General features: G+C 63.7%; 12 protein-coding genes, 1 tRNA gene and 1 pseudogene. 11 read left to right on the top strand and 3 right to left on the bottom strand.

Translation table 11 applies throughout. The annotated features are described in order from the left end of the window. Position 1: 1 nt before the first annotated feature. Positions 2-2788 (top strand): phospholipase D-like domain-containing anti-phage protein, encoded by a 2787-nt coding sequence (locus tag KYC_RS29085; RefSeq protein ID WP_043519235.1) that lies wholly within the window; start codon positions 2-4, stop codon positions 2786-2788. Positions 2789-2791: 3 nt separating this feature from the next. Next, a pseudogene (locus KYC_RS30165) lies at positions 2792-3145 on the top strand (transposase); the annotation flags it as partial. Positions 3146-3393: 248 nt separating this feature from the next. Here the strand turns inward: KYC_RS30165 and KYC_RS25345 are convergent. Together KYC_RS25345 and KYC_RS25340 are read right to left on the bottom strand one after the other, a co-directional pair. Continuing rightward, a tRNA-Leu gene (locus KYC_RS25345) sits at positions 3394-3478 on the bottom strand. Positions 3479-3644: 166 nt separating this feature from the next. Next, positions 3645-5036 carry a uracil-xanthine permease family protein gene (locus KYC_RS25340; protein ID WP_008167855.1) on the bottom strand — a complete coding sequence of 464 codons (1392 nt, stop codon included), beginning with the start codon at positions 5034-5036 and terminating at the stop codon, positions 3645-3647. Between the two features lie 202 nt (positions 5037-5238). Between KYC_RS25340 and htpG the strand changes: the two genes are divergently transcribed. From htpG to KYC_RS25320, 4 genes are all read left to right on the top strand, one after another. Then, positions 5239-7137 (top strand): molecular chaperone HtpG, encoded by a 1899-nt coding sequence (htpG, locus tag KYC_RS25335; RefSeq protein WP_008167853.1) that lies wholly within the window; start codon positions 5239-5241, stop codon positions 7135-7137. 251 nt (positions 7138-7388) lie between these two features. Further along, entirely contained in the window at positions 7389-7640 is a 252-nt protein-coding gene (locus KYC_RS25330; protein ID WP_008167850.1) for a helix-turn-helix transcriptional regulator, read from the top strand. Continuing rightward, complete coding sequence (locus KYC_RS25325; protein ID WP_008167849.1) at positions 7637-8902, top strand: type II toxin-antitoxin system HipA family toxin; 1266 nt, start codon at positions 7637-7639, stop codon at positions 8900-8902. Before KYC_RS25330 ends, KYC_RS25325 begins: the two co-directional genes overlap by 4 nt. A gap of 191 nt (positions 8903-9093) precedes the next feature. Continuing rightward, positions 9094-10293 carry an MFS transporter gene (locus KYC_RS25320; RefSeq protein WP_008167848.1) on the top strand — a complete coding sequence of 400 codons (1200 nt, stop codon included), beginning with the start codon at positions 9094-9096 and terminating at the stop codon, positions 10291-10293. An 85-nt stretch (positions 10294-10378) separates the two neighbouring features. On the opposite strand, the gene KYC_RS25315 is transcribed toward KYC_RS25320, so the two are convergent. Further along, positions 10379-11059, bottom strand: a complete 681-nt coding sequence (locus tag KYC_RS25315; RefSeq protein ID WP_008167847.1) for a GntR family transcriptional regulator — start codon at positions 11057-11059, stop codon at positions 10379-10381. Positions 11060-11374: 315 nt separating this feature from the next. On the opposite strand from KYC_RS25315, the gene hydA reads away from it, so the two are divergent. The 5 genes from hydA to KYC_RS25290 all read left to right on the top strand — a co-directional run bounded on the left by hydA (position 11375) and on the right by KYC_RS25290 (position 17837). Further along, positions 11375-12823 carry a dihydropyrimidinase gene (gene hydA, locus KYC_RS25310; RefSeq protein WP_043519248.1) on the top strand — a complete coding sequence of 483 codons (1449 nt, stop codon included), beginning with the start codon at positions 11375-11377 and terminating at the stop codon, positions 12821-12823. Between the two features lie 42 nt (positions 12824-12865). Beyond that, positions 12866-14308: an amidohydrolase family protein gene (locus KYC_RS25305; RefSeq protein WP_008167842.1), complete on the top strand. Its 1443-nt coding sequence runs from the start codon at positions 12866-12868 to the stop codon at positions 14306-14308. 69 nt (positions 14309-14377) lie between these two features. Further along, positions 14378-15982 carry an ABC transporter substrate-binding protein gene (locus KYC_RS25300; RefSeq protein ID WP_008167840.1) on the top strand — a complete coding sequence of 535 codons (1605 nt, stop codon included), beginning with the start codon at positions 14378-14380 and terminating at the stop codon, positions 15980-15982. Between the two features lie 6 nt (positions 15983-15988). Beyond that, positions 15989-16930, top strand: a complete 942-nt coding sequence (locus tag KYC_RS25295) for an ABC transporter permease (protein ID WP_008167838.1) — start codon at positions 15989-15991, stop codon at positions 16928-16930. A 10-nt stretch (positions 16931-16940) separates the two neighbouring features. After that, positions 16941-17837: an ABC transporter permease gene (locus tag KYC_RS25290; protein ID WP_008167837.1), complete on the top strand. Its 897-nt coding sequence runs from the start codon at positions 16941-16943 to the stop codon at positions 17835-17837.

The raw sequence follows: 17837 nt of genomic DNA, 5'->3' as shown, positions 1-17837 counted from the left end.
CATGTTGCAACGACACTCCAGCCGTCGGACACGCCTTGACCAGTCGGTGCTCAACCGGCGGCTGGAGGGTGCGGTGTCCTATGACCGCATCGCGGGCTATTTCCGCTCCAGCCTGTTCGAAGTAGCAGGTGAGGCACTGTCCAAGGTCACCGGTCCGATCCGAATTATCTGCAATTCGGATATCGATCCGCAAGACATGGCCACGGCAGCTGCTGCGCAGGCAGCGCTGCGTCGAAGCTGGTGCGCTGGCGATCCCGAATCTGCGCCTCCGCCGGCTTTGCCACGTTACCAGTCGCTATACGACGCACTGATCAATAAAAGGATCGAAGTTCGTGTATTACCCGATGCGGCATTTGGCCTGATTCATGGCAAAGCTGGCGTAGTCCGGCACGCTGATGGTTCGGCGACAGCTTTCCTTGGTAGCGTCAATGAAAGTGCTTCTGCCTGGCGAATCAACTATGAACTTCTTTGGGAAGACTCGGCGCCCGAAACGGTGGTGTGGGTGCAGGAAGAGTTCGATGCTCTGTGGAATGATCCGCGCGCGGTTGATCTCTCCGTTTGCCCATTCATTCCCCAGGATTTGCAGCGAATCATCAAACGTCGTGTCATCGAACCGAAGGAGCTGGATTCGCAGGATCCCGACAAGGCTGCCGCCGCAGCGGCGGTAGAAACACCGGTCTACCGTCGGGAACAGGGCTTGTGGCCGCACCAGAAATATTTCGCCAGCCTGGCGTTAGAGCGTCATCGCTTCGGAGGTGCCCGTTTGGTACTGGCTGACCAGGTTGGCCTCGGCAAGACGGTGCAACTCGCCATGGCGGCCATGCTGATGGCGCTGGATGAGCCGGATGGTGGTCCGATCTTGGTGCTTGCTCCAAAGCCGCTGCTGGAACAGTGGCAGGACGAGCTGATGGAGTTGCTGCATCTGCCTTCAGCGCGTTGGAATGGCCGGACCTGGGTGGATGAGAACGATGTCGAGCATCCTGGAGATGGGGCCCGCTCTCTTGGACAATGCCCGCGCCGTATCGGTCTGCTCTCACAAGGGCTGGTAGTGCGCGGAAACAGCGAAGTGATCCGCCAGTTGCTGGCGATCAACTATACCTGTGTGATCGTGGATGAGGCGCACCGAGCTCGACGTCGCAATATTCCTAAGGTAGAGGCCAGCGATGACGAAATCGACGAACGTGCAGAGCCTGGCAAGCTGATGAACTTTCTACACCGGATTGGTCCGAAGACCAAGAGTATGTTGCTGGCAACAGCCACGCCGGTGCAGTTGCATCCCGTGGAGGCCTGGGATTTGTTGCGCATCCTTTCCCAAGGCAATGACGGTGTACTGGGCGGTTGGACCCATAGCAGCCCTTGGTTCAAGCCCAGCCGTTGTTTGAGCGTAGCGACGGGAGAATTGACGGTGCCTACAGAATCTGCCGATGGTTGGTGGTACGCCAGTGACCCGCTACCCTCGCGTCATGAGTCTAGCGAAGCGTCAGCGATTCGCAATCGTCTGAACGCTCCAGATACCAAGTGGCAATTTCGTCCTGAGGATTTGGATAATCTGCCTGTCGTGCAGCGTCGCGTGCAATTTGAAAATGGCTTGCTCCCGAACTACGGCGAGAAGTTCAACCCTTTGCTTCGCTGCATAGTCCGCAGGACACGTGCCTACCTAGAGCAACAGATCAACCCCGCTACTGGCGAATACTACTTGCCTCGCGTTGCGGTGAAGCTGTTTGGCGAGAATGACAACGAAGCCTTGACGCTCAATGGCTATCTCCGCGAGGCATATCAGGAAGCCGAAAGCTTTTGTCAGTTGCTACAGCAGCGCGTGCGTGGCGCTGGTTTCTTCAAGACACTGTTGTTGCGACGACTTGGTAGTTCAATGGAGGCGGGCCGGCGGACTATCGTTAAGCTGCTCGGCGCTGACTACGATAGTGTCGATGAGGAAGAAGACGATATTGAAGATGATGAGCAAGCGGGACCTGGCCGCCCGCCAACGGCATTGAGCGACATGAAGAATTTTACGAGCGATGAAATTGCGTCGCTTGAGCGTTGCTTGCAGTTATTGAAAGAGGGCGGTAATCGCGATCCCAAGCTGGAAGCGCTGATTGGCTACCTGCTCGGCATCCGTCGGGATGCGGATGAGCGCTGGGTCGATCTGGGTTGCGTTCTGTTCTCACAGTACTACGACACGGTGAAATGGGTGGGAGATCAGTTGGCAACTCGACCGGAGTTTGCTGGCATGGACATCGGCCTTTATGCCGGTAGCAACCGTTCGGGCTTCTGGCGTGAAGGACGTTTCCAACGGTGTGACCGTGAAACACTAAAAAAACGCGTTCGCAGCGGTGACCTCAAACTCATTCTCGGAACCGATGCGGCATCGGAAGGCCTGAATCTTCAAAGGCTCGGTACGCTCATCAATATCGACTTGCCCTGGAACCCAACTCGCCTGGAGCAGCGCAAAGGTCGAATCCAGCGTATAGGCCAAGCCAGAAACGAGGTGTGGATCGCGAATCTGCGGTATCGCGATTCCGTAGAAGATCGCGTCCACAACGTCCTGGCCAGTCGGCTGGAGGCCATTCACGAATTGTTTGGCCAGATTCCGGACACTCTGGAAGATGTATGGGTCAAGATTGCCCTGAACGATGAAGCTGCCGCCAACCTGATGATCGACCGGGCTGCGGCTACCCGGAATCCATTCGATGTGAAGTACAGCAGGGTTGATGACGCGAACTGGGAGGCGTCATCTTCTGTGCTGAATCCTATTTCCGTGCGGGAGATTCTTGAGAAGCGTTGGTAGTTTCGTGACCGGGACGATAGCTTCGCGCCGCTGCTCATCCCGAAGCACGAACGACGATTCACGAGCTTTGACGATTCGATCGTCGTCATGTATGCCCGAGGCATGACGGTGCGCAAGATCCAGGGACTTCTGCTAGGGCAATACGCCACCCAAGTCTCGCTCGATTTCTTCAGCTCGGTTACCGATGGTGTCATGGCCGAGATCACTGCCCGGTGGTCCCCGCCCCTGAAACCCATCCACTCGGTCGTGTTCTTTGACGCGTTACGGGTCAAGATCTGCGAGGATACAGACGTGCGCCACAAGGTTATCTACCTAGCGCTGAGCATGTTGCCCGATGGATCATGCGACATTCTAGGCCAAAGCTAGCCAGCGCGCTGTAGCCGCGACAAATGTCGGTAAGTAGCGAAAGTCTGTGCGTGATGAGGTCTTGGCCGTGGGCGGCCAACCTGTCTTACGAATGAGGGCTTTGCAAGGCACTCCGTATGAGGCATACCGTTTCATCACTGTACCGAAACTGTACCTGACCACAATTTTTGGAAAGTCCCCGGGGCGGGGCTTGTACTGCGAAATCTTCTAACGGTTTGAATTAGCAGAAGATTTAGAGATGGTGCCCGGGGCCGGAATCGAACCGGCACGCCTTGCGGCGGGGGATTTTGAGTCCCCTGCGTCTACCAATTTCACCACCCGGGCTAGGGGGTCGCGAGCACGTCCAGATGACGGCTGCGGGAGATGCGAAGACCGCGATTATATGCGGACTTTCCTGTCTTGTCAGGCGACCCGCTGGCGGGCCGCCTGAAGCAGGGGCTGGCCCGGGCCGCGCAACCATGCGCGTCCAGGGCCAAATCCCCTCAGTTCCTCACTTCTTTTCAGGCAGGAACCAGTTCATGACCAGCGCGCAAATGCCGCCGGTCGCCACGCCCGATTCCAGAACGCTCTTCACGGCATGCGGCAGGTGCGACAGGATTTCCGGCACTTGCGACACGCCCAGGCCCAGGGCCAGGGACACGGCGATGATCAGCAGGGCGCGGCGGTCCAGGTGGATGCCGGCCAGGATGTTGATGCCGGACGCGGCGACGGCGCCGAACATGACCATGGCGGCGCCGCCCAGGACGGGTTCGGGCACGGCCTGCAGGACGCCGGCGACGACGGGGAAGAGGCCCAGCAGGATGAGCATGCCGGCGATCCAGACGCCGACGTGGCGGCTGGCGATGCCGGTGAGCTGGATGACGCCGTTGTTTTGTGCGAAGACGGAGCTGGGGAAGGTGTTGAAGACGCCGGCCAGGAGCGAGTTGGCGCCGTTGACCAGCACGCCGCCCTTGATGCGCTGCATCCACAGGGGGCCTTCGACGGGCTGCTTGGACACTTTGCTGGTGGCGGTGACGTCGCCGATGGCTTCCAGGGACGTGACCAGGTAGATGATCAGCATCGGCACGAACAGGGCCCACGAGAAGCCCAGGCCGAAGTGCAGGGGAACCGGAACCTGGAACAGGGCGGCTTCGCGGGCGCCGGTGAAGTCCAGGCGGCCCATGTAGGCGGCGGCGATGTAGCCGACGGCCAGGGCCAGGACCAGGGCGGTGCTGCGGATCCAGACGACCGGCACGCGGTTGAGCAGGATGATGGTGCCCAGGACGAGGCCGGACAGGGTCAGGTTTTCGGCGCTGGCGAAGGTGCCGTTGGCCATGGCGCCGAAACCGCCGCCCATGCTGATGAGGCCGACCTTGATGAGGGTCAGGCCGATGAGCAGCACGACGATGCCGGTGACGAGCGGGGTGATGAGGCGCTTGACGAAGGGCAGGATGCGGCTGATGCCCATTTCGACGAAGGATCCGGCGATGACGACGCCGAAGATGGCGGCCATGACGGCCTCGACCGGGGTGCCTTGCTTGACCATGACCGAGCCGCCGGCGATCAGCGGGCCGACGAAGTTGAAGCTGGTGCCCTGCACGATGAGCAGGCCGGCGCCCAGGGGGCCGAAGCGCTTGCACTGGACGTAGGTGGCGATGCCGGAGATGACCAGCGACATGGACACGATCAGGGTGGTGTCGCGGCTGCTGACGCCCAGGGCCTGGCAGATGAGCAGGCCGGGGGTGACGATGGGGACCAGGATGGCCAGCAGGTGCTGCAGGGCGGCGATGAAGGCGACGGGAGGCGCGGGGCGGTCGTCGGGGCCGTAGACCAGGTCGTGGCTGGGTTCTGCGTCTTGGGGCGCGCCGCTGGGGGCGGGTTGGGCTAGGGAGGCGGGTTGCATGGCGGAGTGCCGGCCAGGGGGGTAGGGTAGAAAAGTGCGGGATTTTACCGAGGACAGGCGGATGTCAGGTTGCTATGCCGCCACCCGGCCTTGAAAAGTTCCCATTGGCCCCCACATCAGTAGGGTTTCCCGGGGACTGCGCGGGCGCATCGCCCCAGTTGCCGGATATTCCGTCCCTAATTTTTTAAAGCCACGTAGAACTATGAGCCAAACCGCCACGACTTCCGCGTCCGAAACCCTGGGCTTCCAGGCCGAGGTGAAGCAGCTGCTGCACCTGATGATCCATTCGCTGTACAGCAACAAGGAAATTTTCCTGCGTGAGCTGGTGTCGAACGCATCGGACGCCTGCGACAAGCTGCGCTTCGAGGCCATCGACCAGCCGGATCTGCTGGAAGGCAATGGTGAACTCGCGATCACGGTCAGCTATGACAAGGCTGCCCGCACGATCACGATCTCGGACAACGGCATCGGCCTGTCGCGCGAAGAAGCGGTGGCGAACCTGGGCACGATCGCCCGCTCGGGCACGCGCGAGTTCTTCTCGCAACTGACGGGCGACAAGCAGAAGGATGCGCAGCTGATCGGCCAATTCGGCGTGGGCTTTTATTCGTCGTTCATCGTGGCGGACAAGGTCACGGTGGTGAGCCGCCGCGCCGGTTCGTCGGATGCGATCCAGTGGGAATCCGACGGCCAGGGCGAGTTCACGATTGCCGCCGCTGAAAAGTCGGGCCGCGGCACGGATGTGACGCTGCACCTGCGCGCCGATGAAGATGAACTGCTGAATGGCTGGAAGCTGCGCGAGATCCTGCGCCGCTACTCCGACCATATCTCGCTGCCGATCCGCATGGCGAAGGAAGAGTGGGATCAAGAGAAGGGCGAGCAGGTCAAGACCGAAGAACTGGAAACGGTGAACCAGGCGAATGCGCTGTGGGCCCGCAGCAAGTCGGACGTGACCGAAGAGCAGTACCGCGAGTTCTACAAGACGGTGTCGCACGACTACGACGACCCGCTGGCCTGGACGCACAACCGCGTGGAAGGCCGCAGCGAATACACGCAGCTCTTGTACGTGCCCAAGCATGCGCCCATGGACATGTGGGACCGCGATGGCCGCCATGGCGTGAAGCTGTACGTGAAGCGCGTGTTCATCATGGACGACGCCGACCAGCTGCTGCCGTCGTACCTGCGCTTTGTGCGCGGCGTGATCGACTCGGCGGACCTGCCGCTGAATGTGTCGCGCGAGATCCTGCAGGAAAGCCGCGACGTGCGCGCCATTCGTGAAGGCTCGGCTAAGCGCATCCTGTCGCTCCTGGAAGACATGGCCGAGAACAAGCCGGAAGACTACGCCACGTTCTGGTCGGAGTTTGGCCAGGTGCTGAAGGAAGGCGCGGGCGAGGATTCGGCCAACCTGGAACGCATCGCCAAGCTGATGCGCTTTGCGTCGACGAATTCCGGCGACCAGGCGCAGACGGTGTCGTTCGCCGACTACGTGTCGCGCATGAAGGAAGGCCAGGACAAGATCTACTACGTGACGGCGGATACGTTCGCCGCGGCCAGCAACAGCCCGCATCTGGAAATTTTCCGCAAGAAGGGCATTGAAGTCCTGCTGCTGTCGGACCGCGTGGACGAGTGGATGCTGTCGTACCTGCGTGAATTCGACGGCAAGTCGCTGGTGTCCGTGGCCAAGGGCGGCCTGGACCTGGCGGAACTGGCCGACGAGGAAGAAAAGAAGCATCAGGCCGAAGTGGCCGAGGACTTCAAGCCGCTGGTCGAGCGCCTGCAGAAGACGCTGGAAGAGCAGGTCAAGGAAGTGCGCGTGACGCTGCGCCTGGTGGATTCGCCGGCGTGCGTGGTGGTGGGCCAGAATGAACTCAGCCCGCACCTGTTGCGCATGCTGAAGGCCGCGGGCCAGGAAGCGCCGAACGTGAAGCCGGTGCTGGAAATCAACCCGGAACACCCGCTGCTGGCCCGTATTCGCGCGGCCGACGACGGTGAATTCGACCAGTGGGCGCGCCTGCTGCTGGATCAGGCGCTGCTGGCCGAAGGGGCGCAAATCGCGGACCCGGCGGCGTTCGTGAAGCGGTTGAATGCCTTGCTGCTGAAGTAAGCGGCGCGGGGTATCGGCTAGGGAAGGGCGTCCGAGAGGACGCCCTTTTTGCGTGGGTGGTGTTCTTAGAGGAAAGCACCGATCGGTAATTTTTAGAGATTGCCGTCGATTGCAGACTCAAAATATTACCGATCGGTAATTTAATCTGGAAAACTACCAGAAATCCCATAAATATTACCGATCGGTAATTAATATGGCTGTGGCAAGGGGAAAAGCGCTAATATTCCCGTACGGTAATTAAGGGGCAAGCCATGAATTCCGACGTAGACGCTTTTCCGGTTGCAATTCACTCCTCGGCCGAGCTGGGCGAACTGGTGAGGGCCGTCCGGCGCTCGCAGGGTTTGCTGCAAGCGGATCTGGCCGGCCTGTCTGGGACGGGCAATCGTTTTGTCGTGGATCTGGAACGGGGCAAGCCCACGCTGCAATTGCAGAAGGTGCTGGACATGTTGGATCTGCTGGGCCTGGAAGTCCAGGTGGCGCCCAAGCCCGCGAGGCTGCCATGACCGCTGTCGACGCGCTCGACCTCTACCAACAAGGCCGGAAGGTCGGCCGTCTGTTCGACGAAAGGCCGCTGCGCTTTGTCTATGACGACGCCTGGCTTGACCGCCCGGATGCGCGCCCGCTTTCTCCGTCGGTGCCGCTTCAGCGCGGCGATCATACGGGCGACGCCGTTCATGCCTACTTTGAAAACCTGTTGCCCGAAGGTCATGTGCGCCAGGTCCTGCAAGTCAGCCGTCATGCGACGACTGTGTTTGGCCTGCTGCGCAGTGTGGGGGGCGATACCGCGAGCGGGCTGACGATGCTGCCGCAAGGGGAGTCGCCCGCGCCCGCGCACTACCGGCCTACGACGTGGCCGGAAGTCGCGGCGCGCCTGGAGCGTGCGGGCGTGCCGGCGCTGGTGGCCGAGAATGCCGAGGGGGCGCGGATTTCGCTGGCGGGCGCGCAGGACAAGCTTCTGCTGACTGTCATGCCGGACGGCACGCCCTGGCTGCCGGAGGGCGCTGCGCCTTCGTCGCACATCCTCAAGCCGGACATCCGCGGCCTGGATGGCGTGTGGGCGTCGGCGCTCAATGAGACCTTGGTGATGCAGCTTGCGGCCCGCTTGGGACTGGGCGTGGCGCAGGCCAGCTACCAGCCGGACACGCGCGCGTGCCTGATCGAGCGCTACGATCGGGTGCCGGACGGTCAGGGCGGATTGCTGCGCCTGCATCAACTGGACCTGTGTCAGTTGGCGGGCAAGCCGTCGGACGTGAAGTACGAATCAGATGGTGGTCCGACGCTGGCTGATTGCCGCAAGCTGTTGGCGGCGATGGGCGTGGGCGGAGCGGACGTAAAGCGGTTCCTGCAGTGGGTGCTTTTCAATCTGCTGGCAGGCAACAACGACAGCCATGCGAAGAATCTGTCGGTGGTCCTGGATGGCGGCGGGCGCTACCGGCTTGCGCCGTTCTACGACCTGATGTGCACGGCGATGTACCCGGGGTTGAGCGCGCGCTTCGCATTTGCCATCGGCGGGGAAGACAAGCCGGGCGCCATGGGCAAGGAACACCTTGAGGCGATGGCCCGCGACCTGGGCTTTGGCGCCCGCTATGTCGCCACGGTGGCGCAATCCTTGATCGCGGAGTTGCCTGGCGTATTGGCGCAGGTCCAGGCCGCATTGATGGCGCAGGCTAGCGCAGGAACCGAGCGGACACTGGTGGAACGGCTGGGGCAGTGGATCACGACGAACGTCCGCAAGCACGCCAGACGCTGGGGCTTGAACGCCTGACGGCTGGCAGTCACGGGGCGGACATCTCCTCGATTAGTGATCCCAAGTCAAAAGTGTTTGCCCGAAAGACGGCTTTTTCTGCAAGGATCTGGCCGTCATACTGCACGCCTGTCTTTCCGATGCGCCGGCCTTTTCGGGCCGGCCGCGCCCCAGGAACGTCCTGCCGGCGCCGTCGAAACCAAGGAACTTGCATGAACCCCCAAGATACCCAGCCGGTCAAGGCCGGCCCGCCTCTGTTGGCGCTTGCCGTCGGCGCTTTTGGCATCGGCGTGACCGAGTTTTCGCCCATGGGCCTGCTGCCCGTCATCGCCGATGGCGTGAATGTGTCCATTCCTAGCGCGGGCATGCTGGTCAGCGCCTACGCCATCGGCGTGATGGTCGGCGCGCCGCTGATGACGCTGGCGTTTTCGCGCTGGTCGCGCCGCAAGGCGCTGATCCTGCTGATGGCGATTTTCACCATCGGCAACGTGCTGTCGGCGCTGTCGCCCAATTACACGACGCTGCTGCTGGCTCGTCTGGTGACCAGCCTGAACCATGGCGCGTTCTTCGGGCTGGGCTCTCTGGTGGCCGCCAGCGTGGTGCCGCGCCACAAGCAGGCCAGCGCGGTGGCGACGATGTTCATGGGCTTGACCATCGCCAATGTGGGCGGAGTGCCGGCCGCGACATGGCTGGGGCAGGCGATCGGCTGGCGGATGTCGTTTGCCGCGACGGCCGTGCTGGGGCTGATTGCGATGCTGTCGCTGTGGCTGGCGCTGCCGGCGGGCGAAGCTGGCCGCCGTCCCAATGTGCGCCATGAATTGGCGGTGCTCAAGAGCCCCGCGGTGCTGCTGGCGCTGTTGACCACGGTGCTGGGCGCCGGCGCGATGTTCACGCTGTACACCTATATTGCGCCGACGCTGGCGGAAATTACCGGCGCGTCGCCGGCTTTCGTGACGGGCATGCTGGTGCTGATCGGCCTGGGCTTCACGCTGGGCAACGGCGTGGGCGGGCGCATGGCCGACCGGTCGCTGGACGGCACGCTGATTTTCTTCCTGGTGCTGGTCATTGCGGATCTGCTGGCGTTTCCGTGGCTGGCCTCGACGCCGGTGGGCGCGGCGATTTCGCTGCTGATCTTCGGCGTGGCGACGTTCGCGGTGGTGCCGCCGCTTCAGATGCGCGTGATGCGCGCCGCCACGGATGCGCCGGGCTTGGCGTCGTCGATGAACGTGGGCGCGTTCAACCTGGGCAATGCCGTGGGCGCGGCGGCCGGGGGCGCGGTGATCTCGGCGGGGCTGGGCTATGCGGCGGTGCCGATCTCTGGCGCGGTCATCGCCACGGCGGGCCTGGCGCTGGTGCTGCTGCAGCGCGCCAGCAATGTCCGCCGCCGCAAGCTGGCGATGCAGGGCTGCTGAAATCCGGCCTGCGGGCCGCGTCATGAGCGCACCGAGAACCCCGGCGGGATGCCTTTCCGCCGGGGTTTTTTCCTGTACAGCAGATTCAGAACTTGAAGACGTCTTCCAGGTCGACCGACTCTTCCACCGATTCCAGCTTCACGCTCTGTTCGATGTGTTCCAGGTGGTGCAGCGTCAGTTCCTCGGCGCGCTGGGCGTCGCGGGCGGCGATGGCCTCGGTGATGAGTTCGTGCTCGTCGTCGCGGCAGCTGGTGGCCGTGGGCAAGTTGTACAGGAAGATAACCAGACAGGTCAGCGTGGACAGTTCGCGCATGGTGCGCGCCAGTTCGCCGTTGCCCGCCAGTTCGCTTAGCAAGATGTGGAATTCGCCGGCCAGCCGGATGATGGCGCGCTTGTCGTCGCGCTTGCGGGCGTCGTGTTCCAGGACGACGTGCTCGCGCAGGCGCGCCAGCTTTTCAGGCGTGAGGTTCTGCGTCAGGCGCCGCACGACGGCGGGCTCGATGAGCCGGCGCGCCTCGAAGACGTCGCGCGCCTTTTCGATGGACGGCTTGGCGACGTAGGCGCCGCGCTGGGGGAACAGTTCGACGATCTGTTCGTGGGCCAGGCGCGCCAGGACCTCGCGGATGCGCGGCCGGCTGACTTCGAAGATTTCGGCCAGACGCTCTTCGACCAGCTTGGTGCCGGGCTTGAGACGGTTGTCCAGGATGGCGCGGTAGATGCGCTCGTAGATGCCGGTGACCGAAGTTTCGCGTTTGTCTGATGCCATGGGCTCGTTCTTGGTTTGCGCGTGGGCCAGGGCGGGATCGCCGCCGTGGGTAATGAGCGGTTCTTTGCCGCTTGTAGACGTCGTGTTGTCTGCAACCTGACGGGTGAACGTGAAGATACCCGATCGGGCGCCGTCGTTGTGAACCTGGGTCAGGCGCAGTCAAAAATAATGTTAACAATTTGGACTTGAAATGTATATTTCAGGGTTATCACTAGAGTAATCATTTTTGTATTCGGCCTAGAATCCGCTCACAACATGTCCATCGGCCCGCGCTTTCGCGAGCCGGAAACGGGCGGATCAGACGGGCTGACGCATATGACGAAGCAGGGTTTTGATCTGGTGCTGCGCGACGCGGTGCTGGCGACCGCCGGCGATACCTGCCGCGCGGATCTGGGGATTTCGGACGGCCGCATCGTGCAGATCGGGCGGGGCCTTGCGCCCGGCCTGTGCGAAATCGACGTGGCCGGACGCGTGGTGACGCCGGGCGGGGTCGACGCGCATTGCCACCTGGACCAGCCGATGGCGCCGCCCGTGAAGTTGGCGGACGACTTTTTCACAGGCACGCGGTCGGCCGCCTGCGGCGGGACGACGACCGTGATCCCATTCGCCGCGCAGCGCAAGGGCGGCACCGTGCAGGCCGCCATCGACGACTACCACCAGCGCGCCGAAGGCCGCGCGTGCGTGGACTATGCCTTCCACCTGATCCTGACCGACCCGACGCCCGCCGTGCTGAACGAGGAACTGCCGCGCCTGATCGAGGCTGGCTACACCTCGTTCAAGCTGTACATGACCTACGACGCGCTCAAGCTGTCCGACGGCCAGATCCTGGACGTGCTGGACGTGGCGCGCACGCATGGAGGGATGGCGATGATCCATGCCGAGAACTCCGATTGCATCGCCTGGCTGACGCGCCGCCTGGAATCGTCGGGCCGCACCGCGCCGCGCTTTCATGCGGTGTCGCGGCCGACGCTGGTGGAACGCGAAGGCGCGCATCGCGCCATCGCGCTGTCAGAGCTGATCGACGTGCCCATCCTGCTGGTGCACATTTCGGGCGGCGAGGCGGTTGCACAGATCCGCGAGGCGCGCGCCAAGGGCCTGAACGTTTACGCCGAAACCTGCCCGCAATACATCCTGCTGACCGCGGCTGACCTGGGCACGGACGACAGCTATTTCGGCGCGCGCTGTGTGTGCAGCCCGCCGCCGCGCGACAAGTCCAGCCAGGAAGACATCTGGCAGGGGCTGGCGGACGGGCTGTTCACGGTGTTCTCGTCAGACCACTCTCCCTTCAACCTGACCGGCGACGACGGCAAGACGCCCGGCGGCGTAGAGGTGGCGTTCCGCCACATCCCCAACGGCATTCCCGGCATCGAAACCCGCATGCCGCTGCTGTATTCGGAGGGGGTGCTGGGCGGGCGCATCAGCCTGAACCGCTTCGTGGAACTGACCGCGACCCAACCAGCGCGCGCCTACGGCCTGTACCCGCAGAAGGGCACGCTGGCCATCGGCAGCGACGCGGACCTGGTGATCTGGGAAGAGCGCGATTTCACGCTTTCCAACGACCACCTGCACCACGCGGTGGACTACACGCCGTATGCAGGCATGTCGTTGCGGGCATGGCCTGCGATGACGCTGCTGCGCGGACAGATCGTCTGGGACGGCGCGCGCTTCGCTGGCGCAGCGGGCCAGGGAAAGTTTTTGCCGCGCGGGCTGCCCAGCCTGGCGCCCATCAGCGCCCGCAAAGGGGCGCAACCCGCCTGGCGCTAGCGCGCCGCACGAATACCGCTATTCATTTCGGAGGATATTGCGTTGAACACTACCCTGATCAAGAACGCCGAGGTTGTGGTTGCCTGGGATGAGGCGCGCCAGCGGCACGTGTACATGAAGAACGCCGATGTGGCGTTCGCGGACGGGCGTATCACGCACGTCGGCCCGGGCGCGCAGGCGGCGGCGCCGGATGCGGAGATCGTCAGCGGCAGCGGCATGATGGTGATGCCGGGCCTGGTGGACATCCACAGCCACCTGGTGCACGAGCCCATCAACAAGGGCTACACGGACGAGACCGGGTCAGCGGGTCTGTACAACTCTAATCTGTACGAGTACATGCCTACGATGGAAGGCGACGACGAGGCCGCGCCCGCCCAACTGACACTGGCGGCCGCGGAACTGCTGATGTCCGGCGTGACGACGGTTGTGGATATGTCGGTGGCGCACGAGCACTGGATCGACATCATGGTGCAGAGCGGCCTGCGCGCCTACATCGCGCCGATGTTCCGCTCGGCGCGCTGGTATACGCGCAATGGCCACGTCGTGGAGTACGACTGGAACGAGAAGGCCGGCGAGGCCGGCATGGAGCGCGCGCTGGCGCTGATCGACAAGGCCGAGGCCCATGAATGTGGCCGGCTGACAGGCATGCTGGTGCCGGCGCAGATCGACACCTGCACGCCCGAGCTGCTGAAGGCCAGCCATCAGGAGGCCAAGCGCCGCGGGATCGGCTGGCAGACGCACGCCGCGCAGTCCCTGCCGGAGTTCCACGAGATCACGCGCCGTCACGGTTTGACGCCCGTGCAGTGGCTGCACAGTCTGGGCGTGCTGGACCCGGGCAGCATCGTCGGCCACGGCATCTTTGTGGACGACCATCCCAACACGCACTGGAGCACGGCCACCGACCTGACCATCCTGTCCGAGACGGGCGCCAGCGTGGCGCACTGTCCCACGGTGTTCATGCGCCGGGGCATGGCGCTGCGCGACTTCGGGCGGTATCGCCGCGCGGGCATCAACCTGGGCATTGGCACGGACACCTATCCGCACAACATGATCGAGGAAATGCGCCACGTGGGCTACCTGGCCCGCCTGATGGCGCAGACGCCGCGCGCCGTCACCACGGGCGAAGTGTTCCACGCCGCGACCGTCGGGGGCGCAAAGGCGCTGGGCCGCGAGGACCTGGGCCGGATCGCGGTGGGCGCGCGCGCCGACCTGGTGATGGTGGACATGACGCATCACCTGATGCGCCCGTCGCGCGACCCGGTGCGCAGCCTGGTGTATGCCGCGGCGGACCGCGCCGTGCACACCGTGTACATCGACGGCCGTCGCGTGGTGCATGAAGGGCAGGTGAATTCGCTGGACTACCGCAAGGCCGCGGAACAGGTGGACGAGGCCCAGCGACGCGCCGAGGCGCTGGTGCCGTCGCGCGACCTGGTGGCCGGCCGCAGCGCCGAACAGATGTCGCCGCTGTCGTTCGACATCGTCTGAGCTGATCGCAGTTCAACCCGAGGGGCCGGCAACAGGCCCCGTTCATCCATAAAAACTCAAGGGAATGAAATGGCTTATCTGAACGCTGAAAAACTGGAAACCCGCTACGGCCTCACCCGCATCGGCGCCGCGCTGGCTTGCGCCGCCGCCCTGGCCTGGGCGCCCGCGCAGGCGGAGACGCTGACCGTGGTGATGGCCAGCAAGCTGACGGTGCTGGACCCCGTGCTGACCGCATCGCATCAGACGCGCAATCACGCCTACATGATTTACGACACGCTGCTGGCGACGGATGCCGACAACAAGATCCAGCCGCAGATGGCGGACAAGTGGGAGATCTCGCCCGATGGCAAGACTTACACGTTCACGCTGCGCGACGGCCTGAAGTGGCACGACGGCACGCCCGTGAAGGCCGAGGATTGCGTGGCGTCCATTCAGCGCTGGGCGCAGTCCGACAAGACCGGCCGCCAGCTCATGCCGCTGGTGGCGTCGATGGACGTCGTCGACGACAAGACCTTCAAGATCGTGCTGAACGCGCCGGCGGACGTGCTGTCGGCGTTGGGCAAGCCCAGCGGCCTGCCCAGCTTCATGATGCCTAAACGCGTTGCGCAGACCCCGGTCGCGCAGGCGATCACCGACTACACCGGCTCGGGCCCCTTCAAGTTCGTACAGAAAGAGTTTCAGCCGGGCGTGAAGACGGTGTATGAGAAAAACACCGACTACGTACCGCGCAAGGAAGCGCCCAGCTGGACGGCGGGCGGCAAGGTGGTCAACGTGGATCGCGTGGAGTGGGTGGCGATGGCCGATCCGATGACGACCGTGAACGCCTTGCTGGGCGGCGAGGTCGATTACATCGAAACCGTGCCGTTCGACCTGGTGCCGATGGTGAAGAGTTCGCCCGACCTGACGCTGCGCATTCTGGACAAGATGGGCTATCAACCCATGTACCGCTTCAACCAGCTCAATGCGCCGTTTGACAACAAGCTGGTGCGTCAGGCCGCCATGTACGCGGTCGGCCAGGACGACATCCTGAAGGCGCAGGTGGGCGATCCGGAATTCTTCAAAACTTGCGGGGCGGTGTTCGGCTGCGGCCTGCCGTACTCCAGCAATACCCGCGCCGACATGATCGTGCCGTCCAACATCGAGAAGGCCAAGGCGCTGCTGAAGGAAGCCAAGTATGACGGCGCGCCGGTGGTGATCCTGCACGCCACCGACATCGCGATGGCCTCCGCCATTCCGGTGGTGATGGCGCAGCAACTGCGACAGGCCGGCTTCAACGTGCAGTTGCAGGCCATGGACTTCATGACCATGCTGTCGCGCCGCGCCAACCGCGACGTGCCGGCCAAGGGCGGCTGGAGCATTTTCGTGACGACGTGGCACGTCAGCGAGATCATGGATCCGCTGCGCAACTACGGCGTGTCGGCCAACGGCGAGAAGGCCTGGTTCGGCTGGCCGACCGTGCCGCAGGTGGAAGCGCTGCGCGACAAGTTCCTGGTGGCGGCGACAGAGCCGGAGCGCAAGCAGATCGCTGAGCAGCTGCAGGACGTGATGCTGGACGAAGGCGTGGCCATCACGCTGGGCCAGATCGAGACCGCCGCGGCCTACAGCAAGAAGCTGTCCGGCGTGCTGGATTCGCCGGCGCCAGTGTTCTGGAACATCAAGAAAGCCAGCAGGTAATCCCGTATGTTCAGCTACATCCTCAGACGCGTCCTGGCCACGGTTCCCGTGGTGTTGACGGTGGCCGTGCTGGTGTTCTGCCTGTTGCGGCTGACGCCGGGCGATCCGGCGCTGATCCTGGCGGGCGATGCAGCCACCGAGACGCAGCTGGCGCAGATCCGCGAGCACATGGGGCTGGACCGGTCGCTGGCCACCCAGTTCATGCTGTGGGGCGGCCAGGTGCTGCAGGGCGATCTGGGCACGTCGCTGCATTCGGGCACGCCGGTCACGGCGATGATCGGCAGCCGCGTGGGGCCGTCGCTGGCCCTGGCGCTGTCGACCATCCTGCTGTCCACGCTGATCGCGGTGCCGCTGGGCGTGTTCTCGGCCTGGCGGCGCGGCACCCGCGCGGACCGGGCGGTGATGGCGTTTTCGGTGCTGGGATTTTCGGTGCCGATTTTCGTCACCGGCTATGCGCTGATCCTGCTGTTCGCCATGAAGCTGGGCTGGCTGCCGGTGCAGGGCTACAAGTCGCCGTCGGCGGGCCTTGTGGCCTTCGGCATGCATCTGCTGCTGCCTACCATTGCGCTCAGCACGGGATTTGTGGCGCTGATTGCGCGCATTGCCCGCAGCAGCGTGCTGGAGGTGATGGGCGAGGACTTCATCCGCACCGCCCGCGCCAAGGGCATTACTGAGCGCGCCGTCATGATGGCGCACGCGCTGCGCAACGCGGCCGTGCCCATCATCACGGTGATCGGCGTCAGTATCGCGCTGCTGATCAGCGGCGTGGTCGTCACGGAGTCGGTGTTCAACCTGCCCGGCCTGGGCCGGCTGGTGGTCGAGTCCGTGCTGGCCCGCGACTATCCGCTGATCCAGGGGCTGATCCTGCTGTTCTCACTGGTCTACATCGGCGTGAACCTGACCATCGACGTCCTGTATTCGGTCTTCGATCCGCGCATCCGTTATTGAAGGAATCCGCATGTCCACTTCCATACACTCGATCGCGGGTGGGGCCGGCGTCGCGCCCGCAATCCGCAAGCGGCCCCGGTCGGCGCTGGTCCGAACGCTGTCTACCTGGCCGGTGATGACCGCGTTGACGCTGCTGGCGATCATCGTGCTGGCCGCGATATCGGCCAATCTGCTGGGGCTGGCCGATCCTATGGCCATCAACCCCATGCAGCGCCTGAAGGGCTTTTCCGCCGAGCACTGGTTCGGCACGGACGCCTACGGCCGCGACGTGCTGTCGCGAGTAGTCCACGGGGCGCGCATTTCGCTGATGATCGGCGCGGGAACCGCCGTCGCGGCGCTGATCCCGGGGCTGGTGCTGGGCGTGATTGCCGGGTACTTCCGCGCAGCGGACATGGTAATCATGCGGATCATGGACGGCATCATGTCCGTGCCCAGCATCCTGCTGGCCATTGCGCTGGTCGCCGTCACCGGCGCCAGCATGCTGACGGTGCTGATCGCCATTGCGGTGCCGGAGTTTCCGCGGGTGGTGCGGCTGGTGCGCGGCCTGATTCTGAGCCTGCGCGACGAGCCCTATGTGGAGGCTGCGATTTCGCTGGGTACGCCCACGCGCGTCCTGATGATGCGCCATCTGGTGCCCAACACGATGGCGCCGCTGATCGTGCAGGGCACCTTTATCTTCGCGTCCGCCATGCTGTCGGAAGCTGTCATGAGCTTTCTGGGCGTGGGCATGCCGCCTGAATTTCCGTCCTGGGGCAACGTCATCGCCGAAGGCCGCATGTACTTCCAGGTCAGGCCCGAGCTGATCCTGCTGCCGGGCCTGTTCCTGGCGCTGACGGTGCTCAGCGTGAACATGCTGGGCGACGCGATGCGCGACGCCCTCGATCCCAAGATGGCGCGGAGGGTCTGA

Origin of the sequence: Achromobacter arsenitoxydans SY8 (assembly GCF_000236785.1) — a bacterium.
Classification (GTDB): domain Bacteria; phylum Pseudomonadota; class Gammaproteobacteria; order Burkholderiales; family Burkholderiaceae_B; genus Achromobacter; species Achromobacter arsenitoxydans.
The sequence above is the reverse complement of the archived record's forward strand: the minus strand, read 5'-3'. Positions and strand labels throughout refer to the sequence as shown.

Excerpts from the sequence above, each read along its gene's own strand:
- KYC_RS25320 (WP_008167848.1), top strand. The coding sequence starts at position 9,094 with ATGAACCCCCAAGATACCCAGCCGGTCAAGGCCGGCCCGCCTCTGTTG.
- KYC_RS25325 (WP_008167849.1), top strand. The coding sequence starts at position 7,637 with ATGACCGCTGTCGACGCGCTCGACCTCTACCAACAAGGCCGGAAGGTC.
- KYC_RS25330 (WP_008167850.1), top strand. The coding sequence starts at position 7,389 with ATGAATTCCGACGTAGACGCTTTTCCGGTTGCAATTCACTCCTCGGCC.
- KYC_RS25290 (WP_008167837.1), top strand. The coding sequence starts at position 16,941 with ATGTCCACTTCCATACACTCGATCGCGGGTGGGGCCGGCGTCGCGCCC.
- hydA (WP_043519248.1), top strand. The coding sequence starts at position 11,375 with ATGACGAAGCAGGGTTTTGATCTGGTGCTGCGCGACGCGGTGCTGGCG.
- KYC_RS29085 (WP_043519235.1), top strand. The coding sequence starts at position 2 with ATGTTGCAACGACACTCCAGCCGTCGGACACGCCTTGACCAGTCGGTG.
- KYC_RS25295 (WP_008167838.1), top strand. The coding sequence starts at position 15,989 with ATGTTCAGCTACATCCTCAGACGCGTCCTGGCCACGGTTCCCGTGGTG.
- htpG (WP_008167853.1), top strand. The coding sequence starts at position 5,239 with ATGAGCCAAACCGCCACGACTTCCGCGTCCGAAACCCTGGGCTTCCAG.
- KYC_RS25300 (WP_008167840.1), top strand. The coding sequence starts at position 14,378 with ATGGCTTATCTGAACGCTGAAAAACTGGAAACCCGCTACGGCCTCACC.
- KYC_RS25340 (WP_008167855.1), bottom strand. The coding sequence starts at position 5,036 with ATGCAACCCGCCTCCCTAGCCCAACCCGCCCCCAGCGGCGCGCCCCAA.
- KYC_RS25315 (WP_008167847.1), bottom strand. The coding sequence starts at position 11,059 with ATGGCATCAGACAAACGCGAAACTTCGGTCACCGGCATCTACGAGCGC.